The following is a 9,820-nucleotide window of genomic DNA, read 5'->3' on the forward strand; positions in this document are numbered from 1 at the left end:
GTAATACCACGGTGGTTGGCTTCGAAAACCATGGCGGGCGCACCTATCTTGACGATCCCCGCCTGGAGGCCTTCGGCAGGGTCGTTAAAGGGTACGGCAATAACGGGCAGGACGGCAGCGAAGGCCTCAAATACCACAACCTCATCGGAACCTATCTGCATGGCCCCTTGTTGCCTAAAAACCCGGTTGTAGCCGATTTCTATATAAGCGCCATGGCAGAACGGCGCGGCCTCACCGCGACGATCACCCCGCTTTATGATAGCATTGAAAACTTCGCCCACCAGCAGGTCAAATACAAAATCCTCACATCATAGCCTGCCACCCATACCTGCCAGTTCCCGAATGCTGGTATATTCTGTATGCGGTAGGGAATACTAGCCACAAACAGAATTTATCAGAAGGGGAGTTGTCATCATCAAACAAGCAACAGCTGTCAAACCAAGCCCATTTCCGGCTGAACTCATACAGAACCGCCTTCGCCAGGTTACCAGCACCGGCAGTCCGCGGGTGGATAGAATCATGGCTTATCTTTTAGAGGGGAGCGGTAAAATGCTGCGCCCCCGTCTGGTGTATCATACCGCCGCCTTGAATGAGCATGACCCCATTGTGGTGCGTGATATTGCCGTGGCGGTAGAATTGATCCATCTGGCCTCACTGGTGCACGACGATGTGATCGACCATGCCCCCATACGGCGCGGGCGTGACAGCCTCAATGCCCGTTACGGCAATCAGGCCAGCGTTTTGGCCGGCGATTTCCTGTTTGCCACGGCTTTTCATCTCATCAACCGCCATCAGCAAAGCCGGGTCATGGAAAACATCACCCATACCATTCAGGTAATGTGTTCCGGGGAGATCATTCAAATGGGGCAGGCTTACGACCTGAATATCGGGTTGGATGAGTATTACGACAAGACGTATCGCAAGACCGCTTGTCTGTTCGCTTCCAGCTGCAAAATCGGCGCCCTGATCAGCCAGGCCGGCCCTGAGCAGGTCAAGCATCTGGAGCAGTTCGGGATGTGTTTGGGCTATGCTTATCAGATTATCGATGATGTGATGGATCTGGTGGCCGACAGCACCACCTTGGGTAAGCCGGTGGGAAACGATATCACCCAGGGCAATATCACCCTGCCGGTCATATTAACCATAAAAAACGAGCAATACGGCCAGCGGCTGACAGGCCTGCTGGAGCGGCGTTCCAGCATTGCCGCCAGTTTGGGAGAGATTATAAATATAGTCATCGAGAGCGGCTCTGTCGGGGAAGCTATCGAGCACGCCGGGGCCTTCCTGGAGCGCGGGCTGGAGCGCCTGGCGGAACTGCCTTCCGGCGAAAGCCTGGAAGAATTGAAGAGTACCTGTCTTAGTTTTATTGACAACTATCGCCCGGTATTGGGGCGTTATCATCCACCTATGGAAAGGCAGGCCTGAATATGACTGCTACCAAAACCGCCCGAAGTTCTGCCGGCATACGTCCCCGGCGCAAGGCTGCCCCGGGGCAGTCGGCTTTGCTCATACACCATATTCTGGTCTTACTCCCCCGGGTGCAAAAATTGCTGGCCGCCTGGCGGGTGGAGGCAGAACGCTGCCCGGATCCGGTCTTGCGCCAAATGGCTCTGGCCAGTCTGGAGCACAAGGCTTTTCATTGCCAGGGGGGCGCGGTTTTCGCCAGCTTAGCGCCCGGATATGAAAAAACCCTCTTGCGTATCATCGTAGCCTATCAGATCCTATGCGATTATCTGGACAATTTGTGCGACCGGGCCGGCAGCACCGATGGCCAGGCCTTCCGTCATCTGCACAACAGCTTATTGACGGCCTTGACCCCCGGCAGCGCCTGCGGCGACTACTACCTGTTCTATCCGTACAAGGAGGATGGCGGCTATATCAGCCAGCTGGTAGCCGAGTGCCAGACTCAGATCGAAACCCTCCCCAACTACTGGAGGGTGCAGGAGCGGCTCTGGGAACTGGCCAACTGGTACAGCGAATTGCAGGTGCGCAAACACCTGGACCCGGAGATCCGGGAAGAGCAGCTCATAAGCTGGGCCAGCCAGCAGGCCTCGCGTTATCCCGGGGTGCGCTGGCAGGAATTCGCCGCCGCCACCGGCTCTACCCTGGCTATATTTGCCCTGCTGGGCCTGGCCTGCCGGGAAGAACTGGACGACGCCAGCATGCACCGTACCTGGCAGGCCTACTTCCCATGGATCTGTGGATTGCACATCCTCTTGGACTACTTCATAGACCGCGAGGAAGACCGGCAGAGTGGCGATTTGAATTTTACTTTCTACTATCGGGATGAAGGGGAGATGCTGGAACGGCTCAAATTTTTTGTTTGCCAGGCCCATGACTGCGCGGCCAGCATGCCCAACCGGGCTTTTCACATCACGGTGGTGGAAGGGCTGTTAGGTCTTTACCTCTCTGATGCCAAAATTGCCGCCCAATCTTATCAAGACCTGGCCCAGAGCCTGCTCAACTGCTCCGGCCAGCGAGCCGTCAACACCTACCGCATCTGCCGCATGGTCCGCAAAGTCCTGTAATGGACCAGAAGGAAGCTTTCCTGGTGTCTTTTTTATTCGAAAATATATCAGCGTGCAAGCGGGGGGAAAGGGTTCTCTGCGGCATATCCTGCATAAGGGGTGTCCTCTTCTCAAAGTTTGGCAGCTAGGCTATAATATTGGCAGTAAAGGTTCTTTTATCCAGCAGGAAGCAGGTGAAGCGGTGCCCGCAGCGATTGCACAGCCGAACGGGGAAGACCCCAGCCATCCCATGCAAATCACCATTTTCAACTACAGTCCCGATTCTGTCACGGTTCAGCACCTGAAGGACGGTCAACTTGTCTGGCCGCCGGCGCAAGCGGGAATCACCTGGATACATATAAGCGGGCAGGTCACCTGGGAAATCCTTGAACAGTTGGCCGGGCATTATCAGCTTCACCCGTTGGCTATTGAGGATGTTACCCATCAGGGCCAGCGCAGCAAATTGGAGATGTATGATCAAAACCTCTTTTTGGCCATGTACGCCATGGATCACCAGACCCAGGAGCGGATGCAGGTCAGCATATTTGTGGGAGACAGCTATGTAATTACCATCGTCCCCCGCGAAAACCGTCTGTTTGAACCATTACAGGAACTCCTGCAGCACGGAAACAGCAATCTCCGCAAAAAAGGCAGCGACTTTTTGTGCTACAGCCTCTGTGACCGCATTATCGACAGTGTCTTTCCGGTGCTGGAAGAGGTGGGCAAAGAGGTTTTCGAAATGGAGGATCAGATATTTTCCATCACCCGCGAAGCCATCAGCGCCAAACTGCATCATCTGCGGGTTCGCCTGGTGGAGTTGGAGCGCATCATCGCCGGCTCGCAGGAGGTCATCGAAGACATGCGCACCGGCGAGATACCCCTGATCCAGACCGGCACTCTGGTATACCTGCGCGACTGCTATGACCACACCTTGCAGCAACTGCACAGTACTGATTCCTACCGGCAAATCACCGCCAGCATCCTGGAATCCTACCTGTCGCTGGCTAACAACGAGATGAACGAGGTCATCAAGGTGCTGACGGTAGTGTCCACCATTTTTATCCCCCTGACCTTCATCACCGGTGTCTACGGCATGAATTTCGATTATATGCCGGAACTGGGGCACCGTTTCGGCTATATCGGGGCCTGGGTGCTGATGGCTGCCGTGGCGGGCGGTATGTTGTTGTATTACCGGCGTAGACGTTGGTTATAGGGTGCAGAGTAGGCGCACGCCCTATCGATTCAGGGCTGAAACATCATATTGAAAGACCGGGGCGGGTATCAAGCCGCATCCCGGCAGCGCGCAAGTGGATGCAAGCGGGACCGGTTCTTGACTTACGTCTGTTACCCAACCGGCCTGCTTAAGCGGAGCGAAAAGGTTGTAAAGGGCGGCAGCTATGCGGCAGCCTACCCTTAAAATACATATTGGGAAAGGAGCAAAAAATGGCTGACATCATCGATTATCAAATTTTCGGAGACGATATGCAGTTAGTGGAGATTGAGCTGGATCCGGGGGAAGGAGTTCGTGCTGAGGCCGGGGCCATGACCTACATGGACGCGGGCATACAGATGCAGACCGGAACCGGAGGCGGTATGTTCCAGGGCTTCAAGCGCATGCTCACCGGAGAGAGCTTCTTTATCACCACCTTCATGAACGGGGCTAAAGCCAAGCAAAGAGTAGCCTTCGGGGCCCCTTATCCGGGGAAAATCATCCCTATCGAACTGGGACAGCACAGCGGGCGTTTCATGTGCCAGAAAGACTCTTTTGTCTGCGCCGCCAGGGGGGTGGAGATTGAGATCGCCTTTACCAAAAGAATCGGGGCTGGCTTGTTTGGCGGAGAGGGCTTCATCCTGCAGCGCCTCAGAGGGGATGGCCTGGCTTTCGTACACGCCGGGGGCACACTGATTGAGAAAAGGCTGCAGTCTGGTGAAAAACTTAAAGTAGACACTGGCTGTCTGGCCGCTTTTGACGAATCGGTAGATTATAACATCGAGTTTGTGGGTGGGTTCAAAAATGCCCTGTTCGGCGGGGAAGGCCTCTTCATGGCCACTGTGACCGGACCGGGCCTGGTCTATCTGCAAAGCCTGCCCCTGTCCCGTCTGGCCGACCGTATAGTCGCCGCTTCAAGGGTGGGAGGTTCCCGGGAAGAGAACCGCGGCCTGGGCGGCATCCTCGGCAACATGATCTCCGGCGACTAAATTATCACACAAACGGTTCTTGACGCAAGCAGGTGATGGTGACAATGGGGGAGGTTCCTTTTTTGTCACCATCACCTGCTGTCACACGGTTGTCACACTATGCAGGAAATCCCCGATTATGACCATCCTCCTATTACAGGTTGTCTTAAGGGGCGGAGTTGGAAGATGAGAGATAAAGAGAGTACAAACGCTGAAAAAAGCGCTATATTTGAGCTGATATGGAACAATTGCACCGAAGCAATGGCAGTAGCCCGGATGATATTTGACGATAATGGCCGGCCCGTCGATTATACTGTCCTCGATATGAATTACTCCTATGAAAAACAATCCGGCCTCAGTAAAGAGCAGGTTTTGGGGCGCCGGGCCACGGCATTTTTGCCCAATATCGAATCGGCCTGGTTAGAAAAATTCGGAGAGGTGGTGCGATCCGGCCGCGGTCTGAAGTTTGAAGAGTATAACACCGCATTGGACCGCTGGTTTAACGTGCAGGCCTTTTCGCTCCATTCGGAAAACAAGTTTGTGGTTGTTTTCACCGATATAACCGATCCGTTAAGGAGGGAGCGGACCCTTAAGCAAAGCGAAGCCCGCCGGCGGGAACAAGAGACTCTGGCTTTTCAAGCTCAAATTCTGGCCAATGTCAAGGATGCCGTCATGGTTGTGGATGAAAACGGGCTCATCATCTACTGCAACCGGGCTTTTGAAGATTTATTCGGCTGGAAAGAGGATGAACTCCTGGGGCAGCGCTTTTATAGTTTTGTAAACAGCCATGTCGATGAAGGGGCACAAGCGGCCTACCATTATTTGTATGATTGGAAGATAGATTTCGAAACAATAGATGAGCAATTGGTAAACATAAAATGGTTTAGAAAGGATGGCCGGCCGATCGTCATCGATGTGAGCAGAACCGTTCTGACAGGGCCCGGCGGCGAATACAAAGGCATCATATCATCCATCCGGGACGCTACTCCACGTGTTCAGGCCGAGGAAGCCTTGCGGGAAAGCGAGAGAAAATACCGCGAACTGGTGCAAAACGCCCCGGCCGCCATTTGTCAAATTGACCTCCAACAACAGCGTTTTGTCTCCGTTAATGCTGTCATGTGTAAATTGACAGGATACCGCCGCGATGAATTGCTGAAGATGGCTCCCGTTGATATTCTGGGCGAGCAGGGCAGGGAAATTTTTCAACTCAGGGCCAGGCAGTGGCTGAACGGTGAAAAACCTGAACCTATCGTGGATTGTTTAGTGAAGACCAAGGCCGGCCGGGAAATACTGGCCTCATTGCATGTTACCTATACCACCGGCCAGGATGGCAAACTGCTGGGAGCAACGGTGATTGGCTATGATGTCACCGAGCGCAGACATGTTGAGAAAGAGTTACAAAAAGCCCATGACCATTTGGAAGCCAAAGTACAAGAACGCACCAGAGAGCTGTCCCTTGAACGGCAGCGGCTATTTGATGTCCTGGAGACACTGCCGGTAATAATATGCATTTTGACACCTGATCACCACGTTGCCTTTGCCAACCGGGCTTTTCGCAACAAATTCGGCGAGTCGGAGGGGCGGCACTGTTACGATTATATTTTTGGTCTCGACGAGCCCTGCGATTTCTGCCAGGCCTACCGCGTCTTAGAAACCGGCAAACCTCATTATTGGCGCTTAACCGCGCCCGATGGCAGCATCATTGACGCTTACGATTTGCCCTTCATAGACGTTGACGGTTCTCCGCTCATACTGGAGATTGATATCGACATCACTAAGCAAAAACAGGCCGAAGACGCTTTCCGCGCCTCGGAAGAACGCTTTCACAAGATATTTGACAATAACCCGGACATGATTGCCATCATACGGATGGCGGACGACACGTTTGTGGATGTGAACCACCGGCTGTTGGAAATCACCGGATATGAGCGGGAAGAAGTCTTGGGAAAGACCCCTGAAGAATTGGATTTTTATGGCGATGCCTTGGATGAGGCCAGATCCTATTTGGCAGAGCTGGTCGTGACAGGTGAAATCAGGATACCGGAATGGAAGTTATGGTCAAAAACAGGGAATGCAATTATCACATCAGTATCAACTGTAACCATGAATCTCAACGATGAGATTTGCCGGGTAGTTATAATGCGGGATATAACTAAAGAAAAATTGATGGAAACCGAAATCGCCCGCCTCGACCGGCTCAACATGATCGGGGAGATGGCGGCCGGCATCGGCCATGAAATAAGAAATCCCTTGACCGCAGTACGCGGATTTCTGCAGATGCTGGGGCATAGAAATGAGTATGAAAATGACCGGAGCTATTTCGAGCTTATGATAGAAGAGATTGACCGGGCCAATGCCATTATCAGCGAATACCTGGGCATGGCCAGGGATAAACGCGTTGATCTGCGGCTGCATTCACTGGATGATTTGATAACCACGTTATATCCGATGATCATGTCCGAGGCCAACCTGAGGGAGATGGCGGTTCATCTGGAGTTAAACCAGCCTCCTGCGGCCCTGATCGATCAGAACGAATTCCGCCAGCTGGTTTTAAATATGACCCGCAATGGTCTGGATGCGATGCCGCCCAGGGGAACTCTGACTATCGGCACCGGAACGGAAGGGGATCGAATTGTGTTGTATATCAGGGATGAGGGCTCCGGTTTACCCCCGGAGATACTGCACAAATTGGGAACGCCTTTTTTTACTACCAAAGATACCGGAACCGGACTAGGGCTGGCGGTGTGCTACAGCATCGCGGCCCGCCACCATGCCACCATCGATTATCAAACCAAATCTACCGGTACCACCTTTTACGTGAGGTTCCCCAAAGTATAGGCGCGCAAGTGGGGACGGGTGACAGATGGGGACCGACCCCATTTGTCACCGTCCCCATCTGTCACCCGTCCCACCATTCCTATCTACCCCACCCCTGCGCCAGGGGCAAGTCAAGAACCGTCCCGCTTGCATGAGTCGTTGCTACATTACATTATCTCTGAACAATTGCAGTGATGGCAGTGCTTTCCGTCTCGATTTCATCGACTTTATGGCCGTTTTCCACTTCAATATCAATAATCTCTACGGTATATTCGCAGATACCGAATAGGGAGTGGCAGTCATCATCACAGAAAGTAAAGCTGAACGGAAGCCTTTCAACATCATCAAATTCGAGTTCGTAAGTTTGCAGTATAGTGCAATGCCCGTCGCAAGTTCTCTTTAAGGCAATCACCAATTCGACTTCCTTATCATCCTCTACTTCAATGATGGTTGAAAAATCGATTTTCACGATGGGTCTGATACATGAAGACTTATCAACTGTGACTCTTGCAAGCAGGATGTTGGCAGAACCTTCGCGAACGTCCTTTAAGTTGATGTCAAAGGCCCTTCCGCAAACCAAGAATAAATGCGGCGATGCAGGAGTAGGACAAATCGGTACTCCACCGCTGGCTCTCGAGGTGGTAAAACAAACTCTCGGGGTACCGCCTGTTATGGTGTTGGCCAATACACTTGGACACGAACAGGTAGGACTCACACTGCTGGGACTCACGTGACATGCGCAGCTGTGGCACACTCTGCTGCTGAGCACATTGCTGTGACACACTCTGGTGTTAGCGGCTAAAACACGATTTCTTCTTTTGGACTTGTGACCGCGTTTAAATCTGGTCATTAATATATTCCTCCTTATTAGTTATTGGCAGTGAAGAGATATACTCCCTTGTTTAACATTTTATTCATATTGAAGAAACAGTGTTCCGGATACAGAGTCAAACTATTTTTATTTAGAGGTTTTTATGGTTCTGATTGTCATCGCTATAGCCAACCCGGGTACAGATTAAAACTATTTTTATTTAGAGGCGCCCCCGGATAGTAAGCGGCAGGCAGCGCTAACCAACAATGTAACGCTAACCCATAATAATGCAATTCCGAAGTTTATGTTCCACAAAGTTCTTTATATTATATAAGTAGACGCATACCCGAAAAGTTAATAATTAAGACCATCAACCAGTATTCGGGTAGAAGCGGTTCCGAAAAGTATTTAATTTGTACAGTTCCGGCACGTATCTTTACAGACCCCGGCAAGTATCAGAGTAGACGCGGACCCGAAGAATATTTTTGTAGGTGAGCCCCGGCAGGTTATGAGCAGATGAAACACTGGACGGCATGCTGAATATAAAGCGAGGCAGTTTAATGAGCTACATCATTATAAAAGGTGCACGAAGGGGAACGTCGTTCCTTTTGTCATCAAAGGGCAAATTCGTGGCGGCGTGACACTGGGGGAGGTTTTCCGTGTGTCATTTTGCGGATTGGGCGAGGATGGCCTTTTCCAGCCACTTTTTGCGGCGGTAAATGATGGCGTAGACTACGCCGCGCAGGCCCCAATCGATAACGAACAACACCCATATCGACGCAACCGGCCAGTGCAAGACCATAATGAAAAGATACATCAGGGGTATGCGCACCAGCCAGGTGAATACTGTGGAAATATACATGGGGGTGCGGGTGTCTCCCGAGCCTTTGAGGATGCCGCTCAAGACCATGGTGGCGGCAATGGTCAGCTGCTCCAGTGAAGCGATGCGTACCAGGAGTCCGGCGGTTCTGATGATATCCGGCTCATCGGTGAACAGGGAAGCGATGAAATAGGGAAACAGGGCGAAGAGCACCCCGATGAAACCCATTAAAATCCCTGCCATCTCCAGGCAGCCCCGGCTGTTCTGTGATATTTTATTACGATCAGAAGCCCCAACCGCCTGTCCTACCAGGGTCGTAGCGGCAATGGCCAGCCCAAAACCGGGCATAAATGAAATCGACTCCACCACGATGGCCACCTGATGCGAGGCGTAAGCCACCGTACCCAGGAAGACCAGCAAGTAGGTAGAGGTCAGTTGGGCTGCAGTCGTGAAAAGCTGCTCCACCAGACCGGGGATGCCCAGGCTGAGAACCCTGCGGATGATATTTAATCTCAGGGCGAAAATGCTTCGCCACGGCACTGTCAATTCGGTGCAGTTGCTCATCAAAGCCCACAGGGAGAGGATAAATCCCAGGAAGTGGGCTATACTGGTGGCCACCGCCGCCCCGGCCACCCCCATAGCCGGGAAGCCGAACCAGCCGAAAACCAGGACCAGGTCTCCCACCAC

The 9,820-nt window shown here is 52.5% G+C and carries 7 protein-coding genes and 1 pseudogene; 6 read left to right on the forward strand and 2 right to left on the reverse strand.

Annotation, left to right across the window (positions count from 1 at the left end):
* The 6 genes and pseudogenes from B3W37_RS09965 to B3W37_RS09990 all read left to right on the forward strand — a co-directional run.
* A pseudogene (locus B3W37_RS09965) lies at positions 1-314 on the forward strand (glutamine amidotransferase); the annotation flags it as partial.
* 193 nt (positions 315-507) lie between these two features.
* Positions 508-1,425, forward strand: a complete 918-nt coding sequence (locus B3W37_RS09970; RefSeq protein ID WP_481038314.1) for a polyprenyl synthetase family protein — start codon at positions 508-510, stop codon at positions 1,423-1,425.
* Positions 1,426-1,427: 2 nt separating this feature from the next.
* Positions 1,428-2,528 carry a tetraprenyl-beta-curcumene synthase family protein gene (locus B3W37_RS09975; protein WP_483168666.1) on the forward strand — a complete coding sequence of 367 codons (1,101 nt, stop codon included), beginning with the start codon at positions 1,428-1,430 and terminating at the stop codon, positions 2,526-2,528.
* Positions 2,529-2,709: 181 nt separating this feature from the next.
* Positions 2,710-3,720: a magnesium/cobalt transporter CorA gene (corA, locus tag B3W37_RS09980; protein ID WP_481038316.1), complete on the forward strand. Its 1,011-nt coding sequence runs from the start codon at positions 2,710-2,712 to the stop codon at positions 3,718-3,720.
* 230 nt (positions 3,721-3,950) lie between these two features.
* A complete protein-coding gene (locus B3W37_RS09985) occupies positions 3,951-4,706 on the forward strand; it encodes a TIGR00266 family protein (protein WP_481038317.1) in 756 nt (251 codons plus the stop codon).
* A 165-nt stretch (positions 4,707-4,871) separates the two neighbouring features.
* Positions 4,872-7,523 (forward strand): PAS domain-containing protein, encoded by a 2,652-nt coding sequence (locus B3W37_RS09990; protein WP_483175609.1) that lies wholly within the window; start codon positions 4,872-4,874, stop codon positions 7,521-7,523.
* A 151-nt stretch (positions 7,524-7,674) separates the two neighbouring features.
* Here B3W37_RS09990 and B3W37_RS09995 read toward each other — a convergent pair whose 3' ends face one another.
* Complete coding sequence (locus B3W37_RS09995; protein ID WP_483175610.1) at positions 7,675-8,082, reverse strand: DUF4489 domain-containing protein; 408 nt, start codon at positions 8,080-8,082, stop codon at positions 7,675-7,677.
* Between the two features lie 895 nt (positions 8,083-8,977).
* A partial coding sequence (locus B3W37_RS10000) for an MATE family efflux transporter (protein WP_483175611.1) occupies positions 8,978-9,820 on the reverse strand: 843 nt, incomplete at its 5' end.

Source organism: Syntrophomonas sp. UBA5494 (genome assembly GCF_002426325.1).